The organism is Arsukibacterium sp. MJ3, from assembly GCF_000987765.1.
Lineage (GTDB): Bacteria > Pseudomonadota > Gammaproteobacteria > Enterobacterales > Alteromonadaceae > Alishewanella.
Map to the genome: position 1 here is coordinate 16,904 of NZ_LAHP01000012.1, position 17,043 is coordinate 33,946.

Genomic DNA, 17,043 nt, shown 5'->3' on the forward strand with positions numbered 1-17,043 from the left:
AACCCTTTTCTTAAAGCGTTAAACTAGCATTTTTTATAGGCAGCCGGCCACTTTTTGCTTTTACAAAATGCAGCCGATTGGCTACCATCAGCGAATGATTGAACCTATAAGTAACCAGCCACATTTCTGGCAGGTATCCAGCGATAACCAAACGTATACCGAGCTGTGTAATGCTTTGTATGAACGTGAGTTATTGCGTCTGGCTAAACTTAACCCTGAGCAGCTGCCGTTATTACAAAAACGGCTGGCGGCCTTGCCCTTTTATATTCGACGGGCTGCGGCTAACATTGTCACCTACCGCAGTGTGTTGCAGCTAGACAGCCAAAATGCTTCCTGGTTTCATAAACAGTTAAGCCGCTGTCCGGCGCAAAAACAGCAGGCCGATCCTATTGCTAATTTCTACCTTAAATCGGCCAAGCCGGGTTTAATTGTGCCGGTTTATATTGAACAACTGACTCTTGAACAAGTGGCGCTTGATAGTGTCGACGAAGTAGATCATGCGGGCGAGCGTTTGCATTGTAACGAACATGGCTGGTTTAGTTTTAATGGTACGCCGCTTGAAAACATTAACAGCAGTAAATTTTTGTTAAAACCTAACAAAGCCATTGTAACAGCTGCCAGTTGCGGGCATCAGTGGTTGAATAATGATAAAAAAGCACCCAGAGCATTGAGTTTGCGTGAATTATTGCTGACCAGTCGCTTTAATTGGCAAAATTACGCTAAGCCATATCAAGTAGCCCGAGAGCTAATATAACGCATTATAGTGCACTAATTTTTGTTGCAGGGTGAATTAGGGCTTTGCAGCGCGGATACAAGCCAGCATAATAAACCGATTATTCTAACTACTAGTGGCCTATGCAATTGCTGCGAGCAACACTGCTGATTCTTTTTTGCCTACTGCAATATCGCTTGTGGTTTGGCCAATTTAGCGTTACTGATTATTTGCAACGACTGGATGAAATTGCTACTCAGCGTGCCAGTAATCAGGAATTGCAAAAGCGTAATCGTCTGTTGATTGCCGATGTGACTGATTTACAGCAAGGTCTGGATGCCATTGAAGAGCGGGCCCGCAACGAACTGGGCTTAATTGGTGAAGACGAAGTGTTTTTTCGAATGGTGCAAACCGAGAGTCAGCAGGATGCCGCAAAGGGTAAACCATGACGCTGCCCGCCATGACCTTGCCTGCTATTGGCGCCATTGCGGCGGTTATACCCGCGGCGGGGGTGGGAACCAGAATGCAGGCGGCCATGCCGAAGCAATATTTAACCCTGAAGGGTAAAACACTGCTTGAACACAGTGTTGAGCGGATCCGCTGTCACCCTGCTATTGGTGAGCTGTGGCTGGTGTTAGATAAAGCCGACCCTTACTTTGCCGCTACCTCTTTAGTGTCTTCACCCTTACACCGGGTTGATGGTGGCACTGAGCGCGTACACTCGGTACTTAATGCCTTGCAGCAAATTGACGCAAAGCGATATCCTTGGGTATTGGTGCATGATGCTGCCAGGCCGCTGGTGCGCCAAGCTGATATCAGTGACCTGATTAACCGCTGCTTGCAGGTTGGCCATGGTGGTATTTTAGCTTGCCCGGTGCGCGATACAATGAAACGGGCACAGCGGGTTGCGGAGCAAAATAAGGTGTTGCAAACCGTAGAGCGTGAGCAGTTGTGGCATGCCCTTACCCCTCAGCTATTTGCAACACAACTACTGCGAGACGCGATTAGTCAGGCATTGTTAGCCGGTATTACTGTTACTGATGAAGCCTCAGCCATGGAGTGGGCCGGCCAGCCAGTGCTGCTGGTTGAGGGCCAGGCTGACAATATTAAAATTACCCATCCTGCCGACTTAAGCCTGGCAGGCTATTATTATTTGGAGCAAACCTGCTAATGCAATTTCGGATAGGCCATGGTTTTGATGTGCATGCGTTTGGAGGCCACGGCCCGGTAACACTGGGTGGTGTAGTTATTGACCACCCGCACGGTTTGCTGGCGCACTCTGATGGCGATGTGATATTGCACGCGGTAGCTGATGCCTTGTTAGGGGCGTTGGCGTTGGGCGATATTGGCCATCATTTTCCTGATAATGACCCTACTTTAAAGGGCATCGACAGCCGGATTTTATTACGAAAAGTGTTTGCCGAGGTTAGTAGAGCAGGTTATCGCTTAAATAATCTGGACGTGACGATTATGGCTCAGGCGCCGAAAATGGCGCCGCATATTGGCGCCATGCGCCAGTGCTTGGCCAGCGATTTAGCAGCGGATATTAGTCAGGTGAATGTTAAAGCGACCACCACCGAGCAATTAGGGTTTGTTGGGCGCAAAGAAGGCATCGCAGCAGAAGCGGTGGTGCTGTTGGTCGCAGTAATATGACAATGTTGCCCAACTGGCAGTATCTTTATGGCAAACCAGACATTACCGCTGTTATTCGCCAAACGCCCGCTGATTTCATTGTAGACGAGCAGCTAAATTTCAGCCCCAGCGGCAGTGGCGAACACCTGTTACTGCAAATCGAAAAACGCGGCCAAAATACCCAGTATATTGCGCGTCAGTTAGCCAGGTTAACCGGTTTACGAATGCGCGATATTAGTTATGCCGGCCTAAAAGATCGGCATGCTCTCACCCGGCAGTGGTTTTGTTTTAAATGGCCGATTAAGCAAGAGCTTGCCTGGCAGGAATGGCAAATAGAAGACAGCCGCATAGTGCAGGTAGTTCGCCACTTTCGAAAATTGCGTTTAGGTGCACTAAAAGCGAATCATTTTCAACTGACGCTAACCCAGGTTAGTCAACCAGAAGCGCTGTTGGCTCGTCTTGCCTTAATTAAAGCCGGCGTACCTAATTATTATGGTGAGCAACGTTTCGGCCGCCAAGGTGGTAATTTGGTGCTGGCCAAAAGTTTATTTGCCGGCGAGCGCATCATCGACCGCACCATACGTGGCTTGGCATTGTCGGCCAGTCGCTCCTTTTTGTTTAATACCGTGCTATCAGCGCGGATTGCACAAGGCCTGTTTAATCAAGTATTAGACGGTGATATTCTGCAGTTGGATGGCAGTGGTTCAATTTTTCCGGTGGAAAAAGCCGATGGGGCATTGCAACAGCGACTAATGGCAGGTGATGTTCACCCTACCGCGCCGTTGGTGGGTATTGATGGTGTGCAGGTAAGCCAGCAGGCAGCAGAGTTGGAAGCGCAAGCACTGGCACCGCAACAATTGTGGTGTCAGGGACTGGTTGATTACCGCTTGCAAGGGGCAAGGCGCAGCATCCGATTAGTACCACAGCAACTTAACGCTGAAATTAATGGCAATAGTGTTACCTTACGTTTTGCCTTACCTGCCGGTTGTTTTGCCACCAGTGTGCTGCGAGAATTAGCCAGCTATCGCGATGGTAGCCGGCCGCTAGCAGAAATGGAGTAACTCTTGGTAAAAATGGAGTAACGATGCGAATTTTATTAAGTAACGATGACGGGGTCTACGCCAAAGGCATTCAGGTATTGCAGCAGGCATTGTGTAAAATTGCTGACGTTACCACGGTAGGGCCAGACCGCAATTGTAGTGGTGCCAGTAATTCGTTGACGCTATTAAACCCCTTGCGAACGCAGACACTTGAGAACGGCTTTATTGCGGTAAATGGTACACCGACAGACTGTGTTCATTTGGCGATTAGCCAGCTGCTGGATCATACGCCTGATTTAGTGGTTGCCGGCATTAACCATGGTGCAAATCTGGGCGATGATGTGCTTTATTCCGGTACCGTTGCGGCGGCGACTGAAGGCCGGCATTTAGGGTTGCCCGCAATTGCTGTGTCATTGGCGGGACGGGAAGAAGCCCATTTTGCGACAGCGGCTCATGTTACTATCGAAGTAATAAAAAAGCTGAAGTCACATCCGCTACCGGCTGATCAAATTCTTAATATTAATGTGCCGGCGATTGCTATGGACCAGTTAAAAGGCATAATGGTTACCCGGCTCGGCCGGCGACATAAAGCCGAAACCATGAGCAGCGATACCGATCCCTGGGGTCGTAAAATATACTGGTATGGCTCGTTAGGTCCGGAGTTAGATGCCGGCGAAGGCACCGATTTTTATGCCATTGCCAATGGTTATGCGTCTATTACACCACTGCATGTAGATATGTCAGCCTATAAAAGCATGGATACGCTGCGGCAATGGTTAGCGGGGATTACCTTGTAATATGGCAGTAGCAACAGCACGCAGTGCCGCGGTTTTAGCGCAAAAATTGCAAAGTGAAGGTATTCGCGATAGCGCGGTATTAAAAGCCTTATCCCAGGTGCCCCGCCATCTGTTTGTCGAGCCGGTTCTGGCGCACAAGGCGTATGAAAATACCGCTTTACCGATAGGACAGGGCCAGACAATTTCTCAGCCGTACATTGTTGCCAGAATGACCGAGTTGCTATTGCTAGACAAAGCCCCCGGTAAGGTACTGGAAATTGGCACCGGCTCGGGTTATCAAACGGCTATTTTAGCCCACTTATTTAGTCATGTTTGCTCAGTCGAGCGCATTAAAGCCTTGCAATTTCAAGCGAAGCGTCGATTGCAACAACTTGATTTGCATAACGTTTCTATGAAGCATGGTGATGGCTGGCTAGGCTGGCCTAGCAAAGCACCCTTTGACAGTATTATTGTTACCGCCGCACCGGCCGAAGTGCCGGCAGCCTTGTTGCAACAACTTAACGATGGCGGCAGGCTGGTTATTCCGGTTGGCACAAAAGAGCAGGTGCTGCGGGTGTATCAACGACATGCGGATACCTTCAGCAGCCAGGATATTGAAGCCGTCCGTTTTGTACCTCTGGTACCGGGTGAGCTGGGGTAGGAAACAGGCAGTATGGAGCAATACAACGTATTATGAAAAGCTATTTGCAATGGATAATTAAAGGCATGGCGATGGGCGCCGCTGATGTGGTGCCTGGTGTATCAGGCGGCACTTTAGCGTTTATTCTGGGTATTTATCAGCGATTACTTGCTGCTATAAGCTCAGTTAATCTTGCTGCGGTATCGCTGCTGGCCCGTGGCAAATTTGCTGAGCTGTGGCGACACATCGATGGCGCTTTTTTACTTTGCCTGTTTAGTGGCATTTTGTTGAGTATTTTTTCACTGGCCAGTGTTATTAGTTATTTGCTCGAACACCGGCCCGTGCCGCTATGGGCTTTTTTTAATGGGTTAATCCTGGCCTCGTTACCGGTGTTGGTGCGCAGTGTTAGCTGGTCAGCAGCGCGGTTTGGGTTGTTTTTGTTGGGTGCGCTGTTTGGCATAAGCATCAGCATGTTGGCACCGGTGCAGCTCGAGCCTGCTGCTTATATGTTTTTTATTGCAGGCGCCATTGCTATCTGTGCGATGATTTTACCTGGTATATCGGGTAGTTTTATATTATTAATTTTTGGAATGTATGGCCCGGTTGTGCTGGCGGTTACTGAGTTTCAGTTGGCGATACTGGCGTTGTTTGCCAGTGGTTGTATTATTGGCTTATTGAGCTTTTCACGCTTACTTAACTGGTTACTCAAGCATTTTCATGATGCTACGCTGGCTTTACTTACCGGCGTAGTAGTGGGCGCGTTGTATCGTATTTGGCCCTGGCAGCATAATCAGCAGATGTTTACCCCATGGCAGTATCGGCAGCATGTGGCCAACAATGACGTGTTGCTGGCTGCAGTGGCGCTAATGGCCGGCATTGTAGTTATCGCCTTATTACTGAACTTAGAAAGGCTATTCAATAGCACCGCGCCGGCACAGAAATAAGGAGAGGCATATTAACCGGATAACTGGCCATTGGCTGAATGTAATACCGTTTACTGCGCTGCTATTAGCGCTTGGTGGTTGCACATCCAGTTCAGGACCAGCGCCGGTAACCACCTTAGAGCTGCGCGAGAACCCTTATCGCGAGCGCAACCGTGGCACTCTGGAAGCCCGCCAGTATGTGGTGCAGCGGGGAGATACGTTGTATGCAATTGCTTTTCGGGCCGGGTTGGATGTGCGTACCCTGGCCAGCCGTAATATTATCAGAAGCCCCTATATTATCTACCCGGGGCAGGTGCTGCAACTTACCGGCTCTGCGTCCCAAATTACCGGTAGTACTGTAGCGAAAGCATCCGGTAATAAGTCAAATACCGCAAAACCGGTGGTACGGCAGGCTGCTGGTGCAGCGCCTGCCAACTCAAACCAAGTAAAATCAAATAGTTCAGCAAAAGTCACTAAACCTGTTGCGTCGTCAAATCAAACAGGCTATGTTCGAACTGCACCAAATAAAGAGAACAAAAATACTACAAAAAACACCCAAAGCGGAAACAAAGTGCAATGGCATTGGCCAGTTAGAGGCAAAATAATTTCTCGTTTTTCAAGCAATGAGCATGGCAATAAAGGGGTTGATATTGCCGGACAGGAAGGTAGCCGTATTAATGCCGCGGCCAGTGGCCAGGTTGTGTATGCCGGCAGTGCATTACGCGGTTATGGTAATTTAATTATTATAAAACATAATGATGATTATTTAAGCGCTTACGCTCATAACAAACGTATTTTGGTCGCTGAGCGACAGCAAGTTACCGTAGGGCAGCAAATTGCTGAAATGGGTAGTACTGATGCGACCGACAGCCGGTTGCACTTCGAGATCCGTTTTCGGGGAAAGTCAGTTGACCCTTTACGATATTTACCGTGAGAAACAGACTAGCCAGCAAGGTTAGCATTTGAACTCAAGCACGAAAGCAAGAAGGTAGCTGAGTCAGGCCCGGCAGACGTGGGAGAAAGGATATGGGACTTAAAAGTAATGACGTTGTAAAAACAGCAGTATTAGTAAATGAAGATGAGTTAGCCGATGACAGTACAACACTTGATGATGAACTTGAGCCGGATGTGGCAGAATTGGCCGGTGAAGAAGCAATGCCGGATGAAGTGTTTACTAAAGATGATAGTCATAAGGCCATGGACGCCACCCAAATTTACCTGGGAGAAATTGGTTTTTCGCCATTGCTAAGTGCAGAAGAAGAAGTGTACTTTTCCCGCCTGTCATTAAAAGGTGATACCGCTGCCCGTAAAAGAATGATTGAAAGTAATCTGCGGTTGGTAGTGAAAATAGCCCGTCGTTATATCAATCGTGGTTTAGCACTGCTCGACTTAATTGAAGAAGGTAACCTTGGCCTTATCCGGGCAGTCGAAAAATTTGACCCTGAGCGTGGCTTTCGCTTTTCAACTTATGCTACCTGGTGGATCCGCCAAACTATAGAACGCGCTATTATGAATCAGACCCGCACCATTCGGCTGCCTATTCATGTGGTGAAAGAACTGAATATTTATTTACGTGCCGCCAGAGAATTATCGCAAAAATTGGATCACGAGCCCACCCCGGAAGAAATTGCTGCAGCACTGGACAGGCCGGTGTCAGAAGTACGCAAAATGCTAAAGCTCAATGAAAAAATAACGTCGGTAGATATGCCGGTAGCGGGTGCGTCAGAAAAACAGTTATTGGATATTATTGCCGATGAAAAAGAGCAGGGGCCTGAGAGTGAGCTACAAGAGCAAGATATTCGTCAGCATCTGGTGTTGTGGCTTAACGAATTAAACCCGAAACAGCGGGAAGTATTGGCCCGTCGTTTTGGTTTATTGGGTTATGAGCCGTCTACTTTAGAGGATGTGGGTCATGAAATTGGTTTAACCCGTGAGCGGGTGCGGCAAATTCAGGTTGAAGCATTACGGCGCTTAAAAGAAATTGTGACTCATCAGGGCCTGAATATCGAGACTCTGTTTCAGGATTAACACTATGTGGTATGTCGGAAACGGGCGCTTTAGCGCCCGTTTTTCGTTGTCAGATCATCAGTATATTCAAACATCCGGCGTAGCATTAACACAATTGGCCGCAATCCTAAGCTGTGGTAGTTGCATCTTTTGTGCTAGCAGCTTAGCGTAAAGCCCTTACCACGCAATTATATATTAGGGTTTTGATGTCTGTATTAAAAATAACTGGCCTGGCTGCAATGTTAGGACTATGTTCAGTGGCAAGCCAGGCGGTGCCGGTTTTCCCTGAAAGTGACTATAGCCAGGCAGTCGCCTCGGTTGAGCAAGTATTGGGTTATCCGCTTGGCAGTAAAATTTCTGAACCGGCTGCGATTAAGCAGTATTTTGAACAGCTGGCAACAGCGCACCCTAGCCGGATTAAACTGGTACCCTACGCCGAAAGCTGGCAAGGCAGACCATTATTTTATGTGGTGATCAGTAGCGAGCAAAACCTTAGCCAGCTTGCTACGATAACGCAGCAAATGGGCCAGCTGGCTAACCCGCAAACCATAAATGCGCGCCAGGCTGAGCAGTTAATTGCTAATTTGCCCGCGAGTGTCTGGATTGCGAACAGCTTGCACGGCAATGAGATTAGCCCGGCTGAATCGTCAATGGCACTGGCCTATCATTTACTGGCTGATCAAAGCCCACAGACAACAAAGCTGCTTAGTAATACCTTGGTGTATATTGATCCGCTGCAAAACCCGGATGGTCATCACCGCTTTGTTAGCCGTTATTACGCCACGGTGGGCTTGAGCCATTCCGCCGACCGGTTATCTGCTGAGCATAATGAACCCTGGCCCAATGGCCGTACTAACCACTATTTGTTTGATATGAACCGTGATTGGATATCGTTGACCCAGCCGGAAACACGCGGCAGGGTGCAAGCGTTGCAGCAGGCTTACCCGCTGGTTTTTGTTGATTCTCATGAAATGGGTGGGGATATGGGCTATTACTTTAGCCCTGAAGCTGAACCCTACAATCCGCATATTCAGGCTAACCAACGGCAGAGCTTACAGTGGCTGGGTGAAAATAATGCCCGTTGGTTTGACCGCTTTGGCTATGATTACTTTACCCGAGAAATTTTTGATGCCTTTTATCCTGGCTACGGCGCCAGCTGGCCATTATATCAGGGCAGCATTGCTATGACGTATGAAATGGCCTCAGCCCGGGGCCATCAATATCGCAAAGCCGACGGCGACATATTAACCTTTGCCGATGGCGTGCAGCGTAACTTTGTCGCTTTTATGGCTACTATTGAAACGGCCAGTCAGCGCGCGCCAGAGCTACTGCGTAATTTTTATCAGTACCGCGCTGATGCGATTACCCAGGGTAGCAAAGGCGAGGTGCGTAGTTTTATTTTTCCGGCGAAGCAAGATCTGGCTGGACATACCAAACTTAGTGCCATTTTAACAGAGCATGGTATTACCGTTGGTAAAGCCACGGCAGCTTTTAAAGCCTGTGGTGAAAATTATCAGATTGGCAGTTATGTTATTAATACCGCACAGCCAACCTATAATTTAATTCGAACCCTGCTAGATGATACGGTACCCATGGATGAGGCGTTTATTAGTAAGCAAGAGCAACGCCGTGCTAATAATCTGCCAGATCAAATTTACGATGTTACGGCCTGGTCGTTGCCTCTAATGTTTAATTTACCGGTAGTAAGGTGTAACCGGGCAGTTGATGTGGCGACGTCGTTGGTGAGCACAGTACGCATTTTACCGGGCACGGTAACTGAGCCACAAGCTCGCTTTGGTTTTATTGTGCCATGGGGGGATATGGCGGCCGCGCGATTTGTTAGTGCGGCACTGCAACAGGGCTTAACAGTAAAAAGTAGTGATTTGCCCTTTACCCATCAAAATGGCCAACGTTATCCGGCAGGAAGCTTAATCTTGTCTAAAGCCGATAATAGCCCGCAACTGGCCGAGCAGGTGCAGCAACTGGCTGCAATAAGCGGCGCGACAGTAAATGGCGTAGACAGCAGCTGGGTAACGGATGGCCCGAATTTTGGCTCTTTTAATGTCAAAACCCTGCACAAGCCTAATATTGCCATGCTGTGGGATGAACCGAGTAATCCGCTTAGTGCCGGCAGTGCTCGTTTTATAGTAGAACGATATTTAAATTATCCTGTTACGGCGATCCGGCCAGCGCAACTGTTAGCGGCCGATTTAAGCCATTATCAGGTGCTTATTGTGCCAGCCACTAGTCGGGGGAATTATCAGCACGCGTTGGGTAGCAGCGGTATCGCGAATCTTCGCAGTTTTGTGGAGCGGGGCGGCGTGCTAATTGCGCTGGGCAATGCTACCGACGTGCTCTTGGCCGGTGATTCGCCGCTGCTGAGCAGTAAGCGCGAGTATAAAGTTCGGGAAGGAGAAGAGAAAAAATCAGAGAAAGAAATCAAGGTTGCGGGCAGTGTAATTAACACAGCAGAGGAATATCAGCAGTGGCTGCTGCCGGAAAAAGCCGATCCGGACTGGGTACCAGGCTTTATTGCCCGCGCTAATGTTGATCAGCAGCACTGGTTAACGGCAGGTATACCCGCAACAGTAAACAGTTTATATGTTGGTAACCAGGTGTATCAACCACTCACCATTGCTAATGGCCGTAATGTGGTGAGCTTTGCCCCAGCGGAGCAATTGGTGGCCGGTGGCTTTGTCTGGGATGAAAACCGCCAGCAAATTGCCCATAAGCCGCTGGTGATGGTGCAGGCAGTAGGTCGGGGCCAGGTCATTAGTTTTACCCAAGAGCCTAACTTTCGGGCTTATGTTGATGGCATGCACTTATTGTACATTAATGCGATATTTCGTGGGGCGGCGCATGCCAGCCCACTGCGTTAGTTAACCGAGGGTGTTAGGGGCGCAACTCTGCGCCCCGTTATTATGTGCTACGAGCCCGCTAGATTACCACAGTCAGGCTGCTGGCGATTAAGCCTCAAAAGGCTGAGGCCAGGCCAAAGAAACTGGCGCCAGAGGCAGTAACCAGTAAGGTAATGACTGTATTTCCCAGACTGTCTAGTAAAAGCGGTGAAGTCCAGTTGGAGTGATTTGGGTTAAATATTTTGATAATGAGTGTTCAATTATTTCTTTATTATACTATTGTTTTTTTATATACATTTTGTGGGGATTCGCCAAGGTCGGAGCTAATAATCGCTATGCCTTTGCAAAGCACTGAAATACTTAGGATTAATCTATAGCGTCTTAAATTATCTCCGACCTTTTTCCAAAAACCAACTGTTATTTGTCCTTTTGGGTGACTTGTTAGTTGTCTGCGAACAACACCAGTGCTAACATTTGTGTGTACAGCCAAATTAAAGGTAACATATTATGGACGCTCGCATTCAATTTAGAGTTGATGAAGAAACTAAACGCTTAGCGCAGTTAATGGCTGAGAGCCAAGGGCGTACATTAAGTGACGCATGCAGAGAACTTACCGTAGGCTTAGCAGAAGAACAACGGAAATCTATGACGCATGATTTATGGTTAACAGAGCAAATAAATGCGGCATTTGATAAATTTGATAGTGGTAAAGCGAATTTTATTGAACATGATGAAGCTAAATCACTGATGGACGCTAGAAAGAATAAGGTCCGTAATAGAGATAAAATATGATTTTTTGGGAAGAAGAATCATTAAATGACCGTGAAAAGATATTTAAATTTTTATTCGATTTTAATCCTGATGCTGCTGAAAAAACAGATCAAATTATAGAGAGTAAAGTTGAACATTTACTTGAGCACCCGCTAATGGATTTTAAGAGAGATATTTTTCGAGGCCGAGTATTAATTATTCCTGAAATAACTATGATTATCTCTTATTGGGTTGATGGTGAAACTATTCGAATTATGCGAGTGTTACACCAAAAGCAGAAGTTTCCGCAAGAGTAGAAAGGCAACTAACGCCTGAGTTTCGCCGACTGGCGAAGCCAGTTCGGCTTGAACTAAATAAGGGGTCGGAGCTAATAATCGCTATACCTTTGTAAGACACTGAAATACATAATATTAATCTAAAGCGTCTTAAATTAGCTCCGACCCCTTTTCCTCCTTTTTCTAATAATATGCAAATAATTTTGAAAACTGGTATTGGTGGTGCGCCACTGATTTCCAAAATGCTAGACAGCCTGGGTGAACCGGCAGGAATCTTAGGCACCCTAGCTGGCGACGACACTGTCTTTATTGCTCTGATAGATATTAATAGAATTGATGAAATCACCCAACAAATTAAAAATTTATTAGATGTATAGTTAACTAGGTTGATTTAATATAAAAGAGGGCAACAATTATTTTTCCCTCTTTTATTTTGTGTTGTTTAATATTTTCAATGCTTTAGCTTATGTGACACTGATGTTGTCGTATGACATTTAGGGGTACTGTCACCCGATTGACGCAGACTATATTACCGAAAAAAGTTTTACTGGCCTCATACCAATAAGACTCACTTAGGGAACATGATGGAAAATAATGCAGAAAACACTGCCAACAAAAGCACAGAAAAAAACACACAAGCGAATACGGCAACGATTAAACAAGATTTGGAAGGAACGGTAAGTTTTCGCAAAGGTTTCAACTATAGCTTTATTGAAGGTGACCATATTATTTACTTAAATTGCTCAGCGGTTAATGGTAAAGAGCGGCTTTATGTTGATGATGTATTAGTCTCTGGCAAATGGTCGTTTAGACGTAAATCAATTCATCATTTTTCTATTGGCGCAGACTTTTATGAAGTTGAATTACATGTCGTTAATATGTTTACCAGTGAAACTCACTGTACCTTGGTCAAGAATGATGTCCATGTAAAAACCTTAAAAAAAGCCTTAAATAAAAGTCGCCAACTGAGTAAAGATAAAATTTGGTGGTACATTCCATATTGTTACTTAGCTGGAGGGCTTTTTGGCTTTTTATTGGCAAAAGTCTTCTTTATGTTGTTTGGTGAATAATATGGACGTTAACGCTAAAAAAATAAAAGAGTTACGTACGGCCAAAGGTTGGACACAACAACATTTAGCCGATGCCTGTGCTATTAGTTTACGAACGGTGCAACGAGTAGAGCGTTACGGCAATGCCTCCCAAGATACAGTACTTGGTCTATCGTCAGTTTTTGAAACAGCACAAAGCAATATCATTGTGGCTGAAGCGCTTGAAGAAGATCTTGCCGGTGGAGGAGAAAAGGAGAGCGGTCAAAGTAAGCAAGTATTCTTAGTTGCAGTTTTTGGTGCCATGGTTGGCGCCTTGATTATGTTTTTTATTAAATAAGCTTACAGGCATAGAAAGGATGGGAATATAAAAAGGATGGGAATACGCAAATAAGGCGTCAGAGCTAATAAAGCTAATAATCGCCATGTCTTTGCAAGGCACTGAAATACTTATAATTAATCTATAGCGTCTTAAATTATATCCGACCTTTTTTTACTTATTGTACATTAATGCGATATTTCGTGGGGCGGCGCATGCCAGCCCACTGCGTTAGTTAACCGAGGGTGTTAGGGGGCGCAACTTTGCGCCCTGTTATTATGTGCTGCGAGCCCGCTGAATTAACACAGTCAGGCTGCCGGCGATTAAGCCCCAAAAGGCTGAGGCCAGGCCAAAGAAACTGGCACCAGAGGCAGTAACCAGTAAGGTAATGACTGCAGCGTCCCGATACTTTGGATCACTGGTAGTGGTAGCCAGATTAGCGGCAATGGTACTGATTAACGCTAAACCTGCCAGTGCTGCTACCATTTCCTGAGGAAAAGCGGCAAAAAGTGCCACTACGGTAGCGCCGGCTAAACCTGCTAATAAATAAAATACCCCGGCGGCAATGCCGGCAATATAGCGTTTTTTAGGGTTTGGATGCGCTTCGCTGCCGGTACAAATGGCGGCGGTAATAGCGGCCAGGTTAATTGAAAATGCGCCCCATGGTGCCAGCAGCAAGGTACTTAGCGCCGTGCTGCTGATAAGCGGCGAAATGGGTGTTTGATAGCCGCTGGCCCGCAGTACTGCTACCCCCGGGATATTCTGCGATGCCATGGTAACCAGCAATAGCGGTAAACCGACGCCAATTAAAGCACTGATTGAAAATTCTGGCGTTACCCATACCGGCTGCGCCAGGCTTAGGCTTACGTTCGATAAATCCAGGCTGCCGCCTACTATCACCGTGATAATGCCGCTTAATAGAACCAGTAAAATGGCATAGCGAGGCCAGTAAACTTTAGCAGTGAGATACACCAGGCACATAATGCCCACTAATAACCATTGGCTTTGCATTGAACTAAAAATAGCAAAACCAAACTGCAGTAAAATTCCGGCGAGCATAGCGCTGGCCAGTGGCAATGGAATAAGTGTGGTCAGTTTTTCAAACCAGCCGGTGACACCAATTATTAGCCCGAGCAGGGCGGTAAATATAAAAACGCCGGTCGCCTGTTCAATAGACAGCCCTTGTAAACTACTGGCCAACAAGGCCGCGCCAGGCGTAGACCAGGCGGTAATAACCGGTGCCTTGTAGTACCACGATAACCCAATACAGGTGGCGGCCATGCCAATACCAAGCGCCAGTAACCAAGACGCCATTATCTCGTTGCTGGCGCCGGCGGCGCTGGCTGCCTGAAACACAATCGCCACTGAGCTGGCAAAGCCTATCAATACTGCAACAAACCCGGCCACTACGGCCGATAAACTGAGATCTTTTAACAGCATTAGCTTTCCTTTGCGTCCCGACTAAGTTGGTACAGCAATTCCAGCGCCTGACGGGCACTGAATTCGTCCGGGTTAAGCGCAGCCAGCTGTGCTACCAGCGGGTGTTCAACCGCTAACAACGATAGCTGCTGGCCTTGATGCTCGCGCATTGGTAATGTGACCGCCGCGTTAGCCTGGCCTTGCTGTTCAAGTTGACGCAGCTTTACCTTGGCCATAGTAATTACCGCTTTAGGCACGCCGGCCAGTTGCGCCACCTGTAAGCCAAAGCTTTTACTGGCCGCGCCATCGTGCACATGATGCATAAAAACAATATTGTCATCATGCTCGATGGCGTCCAAATGGACATTTACCACGCCTTCGAGCGTGTTGGCCAGCTCGGTTAGTTCAAAATAGTGGGTTGCAAATAGGGTCAGGGCATTAATCCGGGTGGCCAAATAATCGGCGCAGGCCCAGGCCAGGCTTAAGCCATCAAAGGTGCTGGTGCCGCGGCCAATTTCGTCCATTAACACCAGGCTGTGCTCGGTAGCGTGGTGCAATATAGTGGCAGTTTCGCTCATTTCAACCATAAATGTTGAGCGGCCTGAGGCCAGATCATCTGATGCACCAATACGGGTAAAAATGCGGTCTATTGGCCCTAGTTCAGCGCTTTTTGCCGGTACAAAGCAACCAATGTAGGCCATTAAGGTAATTAACGCGGTTTGGCGCATGTAAGTCGATTTACCGCCCATATTCGGTCCGGTTACCATCAGCATTCGCCGCTTGGCATGTAAATGTAGTGGGTTAGCAATAAAGGGGTCTGTCATTACCTGCTCAACCACCGGGTGACGGCCTTGCTGTAACTGAATGCCCGGCTGGCTTGATAAGGTTGGCCGGCAGTAATTCAGGCTGCTGGCACGCTCGGCAAAAGTACAGAGCACATCAAGTTCGGCCAGGGCATTGGCCAGCTGCTGTAATGGCGCTAAATACGGACTAACCAGGTCAAACAGTTGCTCGTATAACTGTTTCTCAATAGCCAGCGCCTGGCTTTGACTGCCCAGCACTTTATCTTCATATTCTTTTAGTTCAGGAATAATATAACGTTCGTTATTTTTCAGCGTTTGGCGACGCACATATTCTGCAGGCACTTTGGTGTCGGCGCTGCGGCCGGTTTCAATATAATAGCCGTGCACCCGGTTAAAGCCGACTTTAAGTGAGGCAATACCGGTGCGTTCGCGCTCACGCAGTTCTAGTTGCTGCAAATAATCAGTGGCGCCAGTCGCCAGTGCCCGCCACTGATCAAGCTCATTGTGATAACCGTCGGCAATTACCCCACCATCACGAATTAATACCGGTGGTGCCTCGACAATAGCCGCAGTTAACAATTGCTGCAGTTCAGGCATCGGTTGGCTGTTGTGGCTAATCTGTTGTAGCAGTGAAGTAGTCGCATAACTTAAGTCTTGTTGCAGTGCCGGCAACTGCGCCAGCGCCTGGCGCAATCTGGCGAAATCACGGGGGCGGGCACTGCGCAGTGCTAACCTGGCAATAACCCGTTCAATATCACCAATATTTTTTAGAGCGGGCTGTAAGGTTTCAACATCATCCGTTAACTCGTTTACGGTATCAAGCCGGGCATTAACCTGTTGCGGGTTGCGAAGTGGGGCATGGATCCAGCGCTTTAACAGCCGCGAGCCCATCGCGGTTTGGTTGCGGTCAAGTACTGATGCCAGGGTGTTGTCGTAGCCACCACTAAGGTTTTGGGTAAGTTCAAGATTACGCCGGGTAGCGGCATCGAGCACGATATAATCTTCAGCCCGCTCCAGCGCTATGGCCCGGATATGTGGCAGGCTGGCAAGCTGGGTATCGTTTACATATTGCATCAGGCAGCCGGCGGCCATCAATGCCACGGGTGCCTCGTCCACCCCAAAACTAATTAAATCTTTTGTAGCAAACTGCTTACATAACAATCGCTTGGCAGTTGTCAGCTCAAATTCCCATTCTGGCCGGCGCCGCAGCCCTTTGCGTTGGCCAAACAGTTCAGGTTGGCTAAATAATTCCGGGTATAATAACTCAGCCGGATTAAGGCGTTGCAGTAACGCGGCTAAATCTGCACTGTTGGCGACCTGATTAATTAAAAAACGACCGCTGCTTAAATCCAGTTGTGCCAGGCCAAACTGACCGCGTAACTCACTAATAGCACAGAGTAAATTATCCTGACGTTCATTAAGTAAGGCTTCGTCGGTAACGGTACCCGGCGTGACAATGCGCACTACTTTACGTTCAACCGGCCCTTTGCTAGTGGCTGGATCGCCAATTTGCTCGCAAATAGCCACCGACTCACCCAATTGTACCAGCCGCGCCAGATACCCTTCCACTGCATGATAGGGAACGCCAGCCATCGGTATTGGCAGGCCGGCACTTTGGCCACGCTTCGTCAGCGAGATATCCAGCAGGGCAGCGGCTTTTTTAGCATCATCGAAAAACAGTTCATAAAAATCACCCATTCGGTAAAACAGCAAAATAGCCGGGTGGTCACTTTTCAGTGCCAAATATTGCTGCATCATCGGGGTATGGCTGTTAAGGGCTTGCTCTGGTTTATTGTCTGACGGCATAATGTAACTCTGATTT

The 17,043-nt window shown here is 47.7% G+C and carries 18 protein-coding genes; 16 read left to right on the forward strand and 2 right to left on the reverse strand.

The window, feature by feature from the left end; genetic code table 11:
• Positions 1–94 precede the first annotated feature (94 nt).
• The 16 genes from VT06_RS10200 to VT06_RS10275 all read left to right on the forward strand — a co-directional run bounded on the left by VT06_RS10200 (position 95) and on the right by VT06_RS10275 (position 13,020).
• Entirely contained in the window at positions 95–754 is a 660-nt protein-coding gene (locus VT06_RS10200) for a hypothetical protein (protein ID WP_046554281.1), read from the forward strand.
• A gap of 101 nt (positions 755–855) precedes the next feature.
• Positions 856–1,161, forward strand: coding sequence for a cell division protein FtsB (ftsB, locus tag VT06_RS10205; RefSeq protein ID WP_046554207.1), 306 nt, complete (start codon positions 856–858; stop codon positions 1,159–1,161).
• Positions 1,158–1,883 carry a 2-C-methyl-D-erythritol 4-phosphate cytidylyltransferase gene (gene ispD, locus VT06_RS10210; RefSeq protein WP_235357408.1) on the forward strand — a complete coding sequence of 242 codons (726 nt, stop codon included), beginning with the start codon at positions 1,158–1,160 and terminating at the stop codon, positions 1,881–1,883. Before ftsB ends, ispD begins: the two co-directional genes overlap by 4 nt.
• Positions 1,883–2,365, forward strand: coding sequence for a 2-C-methyl-D-erythritol 2,4-cyclodiphosphate synthase (ispF, locus tag VT06_RS10215; protein ID WP_046554208.1), 483 nt, complete (start codon positions 1,883–1,885; stop codon positions 2,363–2,365). Before ispD ends, ispF begins: the two co-directional genes overlap by 1 nt.
• On the forward strand, positions 2,362–3,405 hold the full coding sequence (gene truD, locus VT06_RS10220) for a tRNA pseudouridine(13) synthase TruD (RefSeq protein ID WP_046554209.1): 1,044 nt from the start codon (positions 2,362–2,364) through the stop codon (positions 3,403–3,405). The genes ispF and truD overlap by 4 nt, the downstream gene beginning before the upstream one ends.
• Positions 3,406–3,428: 23 nt before the next feature.
• Positions 3,429–4,181: a 5'/3'-nucleotidase SurE gene (gene surE, locus VT06_RS10225; protein WP_046554210.1), complete on the forward strand. Its 753-nt coding sequence runs from the start codon at positions 3,429–3,431 to the stop codon at positions 4,179–4,181.
• 1 nt (position 4,182) lies between these two features.
• Complete coding sequence (locus VT06_RS10230) at positions 4,183–4,821, forward strand: protein-L-isoaspartate(D-aspartate) O-methyltransferase (RefSeq protein WP_046554211.1); 639 nt, start codon at positions 4,183–4,185, stop codon at positions 4,819–4,821.
• 32 nt (positions 4,822–4,853) lie between these two features.
• Positions 4,854–5,744 (forward strand): DUF368 domain-containing protein, encoded by an 891-nt coding sequence (locus tag VT06_RS10235; RefSeq protein ID WP_046554212.1) that lies wholly within the window; start codon positions 4,854–4,856, stop codon positions 5,742–5,744.
• Between the two features lie 199 nt (positions 5,745–5,943).
• Positions 5,944–6,657, forward strand: a complete 714-nt coding sequence (locus tag VT06_RS10240) for a peptidoglycan DD-metalloendopeptidase family protein (RefSeq protein WP_235357409.1) — start codon at positions 5,944–5,946, stop codon at positions 6,655–6,657.
• A gap of 92 nt (positions 6,658–6,749) precedes the next feature.
• Positions 6,750–7,751 (forward strand): RNA polymerase sigma factor RpoS, encoded by a 1,002-nt coding sequence (rpoS, locus tag VT06_RS10245; protein ID WP_046554214.1) that lies wholly within the window; start codon positions 6,750–6,752, stop codon positions 7,749–7,751.
• Positions 7,752–7,936: 185 nt separating this feature from the next.
• On the forward strand, positions 7,937–10,609 hold the full coding sequence (locus VT06_RS10250) for a M14 family zinc carboxypeptidase (protein ID WP_046554215.1): 2,673 nt from the start codon (positions 7,937–7,939) through the stop codon (positions 10,607–10,609).
• Positions 10,610–11,095: 486 nt separating this feature from the next.
• Positions 11,096–11,380 (forward strand): damage-inducible protein J, encoded by a 285-nt coding sequence (locus tag VT06_RS10255; RefSeq protein WP_046554216.1) that lies wholly within the window; start codon positions 11,096–11,098, stop codon positions 11,378–11,380.
• Entirely contained in the window at positions 11,377–11,655 is a 279-nt protein-coding gene (locus VT06_RS10260) for a type II toxin-antitoxin system mRNA interferase toxin, RelE/StbE family (RefSeq protein ID WP_046554217.1), read from the forward strand. Before VT06_RS10255 ends, VT06_RS10260 begins: the two co-directional genes overlap by 4 nt.
• A gap of 170 nt (positions 11,656–11,825) precedes the next feature.
• Positions 11,826–12,011 (forward strand): hypothetical protein, encoded by a 186-nt coding sequence (locus tag VT06_RS10265; RefSeq protein ID WP_082122496.1) that lies wholly within the window; start codon positions 11,826–11,828, stop codon positions 12,009–12,011.
• Between the two features lie 207 nt (positions 12,012–12,218).
• A complete protein-coding gene (locus tag VT06_RS10270; RefSeq protein ID WP_046554218.1) occupies positions 12,219–12,704 on the forward strand; it encodes a hypothetical protein in 486 nt (161 codons plus the stop codon).
• Between the two features lies 1 nt (position 12,705).
• Positions 12,706–13,020 (forward strand): helix-turn-helix domain-containing protein, encoded by a 315-nt coding sequence (locus VT06_RS10275; protein WP_046554219.1) that lies wholly within the window; start codon positions 12,706–12,708, stop codon positions 13,018–13,020.
• Positions 13,021–13,275: 255 nt separating this feature from the next.
• Here the strand turns inward: VT06_RS10275 and VT06_RS10280 are convergent, their stop codons facing one another.
• Positions 13,276–14,439, reverse strand: a complete 1,164-nt coding sequence (locus VT06_RS10280) for a benzoate/H(+) symporter BenE family transporter (protein WP_046554220.1) — start codon at positions 14,437–14,439, stop codon at positions 13,276–13,278.
• Positions 14,439–17,027, reverse strand: a complete 2,589-nt coding sequence (mutS, locus tag VT06_RS10285; RefSeq protein WP_046554221.1) for a DNA mismatch repair protein MutS — start codon at positions 17,025–17,027, stop codon at positions 14,439–14,441. Before mutS ends, VT06_RS10280 begins: the two co-directional genes overlap by 1 nt.
• Positions 17,028–17,043: the final 16 nt, after the last annotated feature.

What these genes read in the sequence shown, in the direction of transcription:
- ispD (WP_235357408.1), top strand. Translation starts at nt 1,158, where the DNA reads ATGACGCTGCCCGCCATGACCTTGCCTGCTATTGGCGCCATTGCGGCG.
- VT06_RS10235 (WP_046554212.1), top strand. Translation starts at nt 4,854, where the DNA reads ATGAAAAGCTATTTGCAATGGATAATTAAAGGCATGGCGATGGGCGCC.
- VT06_RS10275 (WP_046554219.1), top strand. Translation starts at nt 12,706, where the DNA reads ATGGACGTTAACGCTAAAAAAATAAAAGAGTTACGTACGGCCAAAGGT.
- VT06_RS10265 (WP_082122496.1), top strand. Translation starts at nt 11,826, where the DNA reads ATGCAAATAATTTTGAAAACTGGTATTGGTGGTGCGCCACTGATTTCC.
- VT06_RS10270 (WP_046554218.1), top strand. Translation starts at nt 12,219, where the DNA reads ATGGAAAATAATGCAGAAAACACTGCCAACAAAAGCACAGAAAAAAAC.
- ispF (WP_046554208.1), top strand. Translation starts at nt 1,883, where the DNA reads ATGCAATTTCGGATAGGCCATGGTTTTGATGTGCATGCGTTTGGAGGC.
- mutS (WP_046554221.1), bottom strand. Translation starts at nt 17,027, where the DNA reads ATGCCGTCAGACAATAAACCAGAGCAAGCCCTTAACAGCCATACCCCG.
- VT06_RS10280 (WP_046554220.1), bottom strand. Translation starts at nt 14,439, where the DNA reads ATGCTGTTAAAAGATCTCAGTTTATCGGCCGTAGTGGCCGGGTTTGTT.
- ftsB (WP_046554207.1), top strand. Translation starts at nt 856, where the DNA reads ATGCAATTGCTGCGAGCAACACTGCTGATTCTTTTTTGCCTACTGCAA.
- VT06_RS10255 (WP_046554216.1), top strand. Translation starts at nt 11,096, where the DNA reads ATGGACGCTCGCATTCAATTTAGAGTTGATGAAGAAACTAAACGCTTA.
- VT06_RS10230 (WP_046554211.1), top strand. Translation starts at nt 4,183, where the DNA reads ATGGCAGTAGCAACAGCACGCAGTGCCGCGGTTTTAGCGCAAAAATTG.
- rpoS (WP_046554214.1), top strand. Translation starts at nt 6,750, where the DNA reads ATGGGACTTAAAAGTAATGACGTTGTAAAAACAGCAGTATTAGTAAAT.
- VT06_RS10250 (WP_046554215.1), top strand. Translation starts at nt 7,937, where the DNA reads ATGTCTGTATTAAAAATAACTGGCCTGGCTGCAATGTTAGGACTATGT.
- VT06_RS10200 (WP_046554281.1), top strand. Translation starts at nt 95, where the DNA reads ATGATTGAACCTATAAGTAACCAGCCACATTTCTGGCAGGTATCCAGC.
- truD (WP_046554209.1), top strand. Translation starts at nt 2,362, where the DNA reads ATGACAATGTTGCCCAACTGGCAGTATCTTTATGGCAAACCAGACATT.
- VT06_RS10260 (WP_046554217.1), top strand. Translation starts at nt 11,377, where the DNA reads ATGATTTTTTGGGAAGAAGAATCATTAAATGACCGTGAAAAGATATTT.
- surE (WP_046554210.1), top strand. Translation starts at nt 3,429, where the DNA reads ATGCGAATTTTATTAAGTAACGATGACGGGGTCTACGCCAAAGGCATT.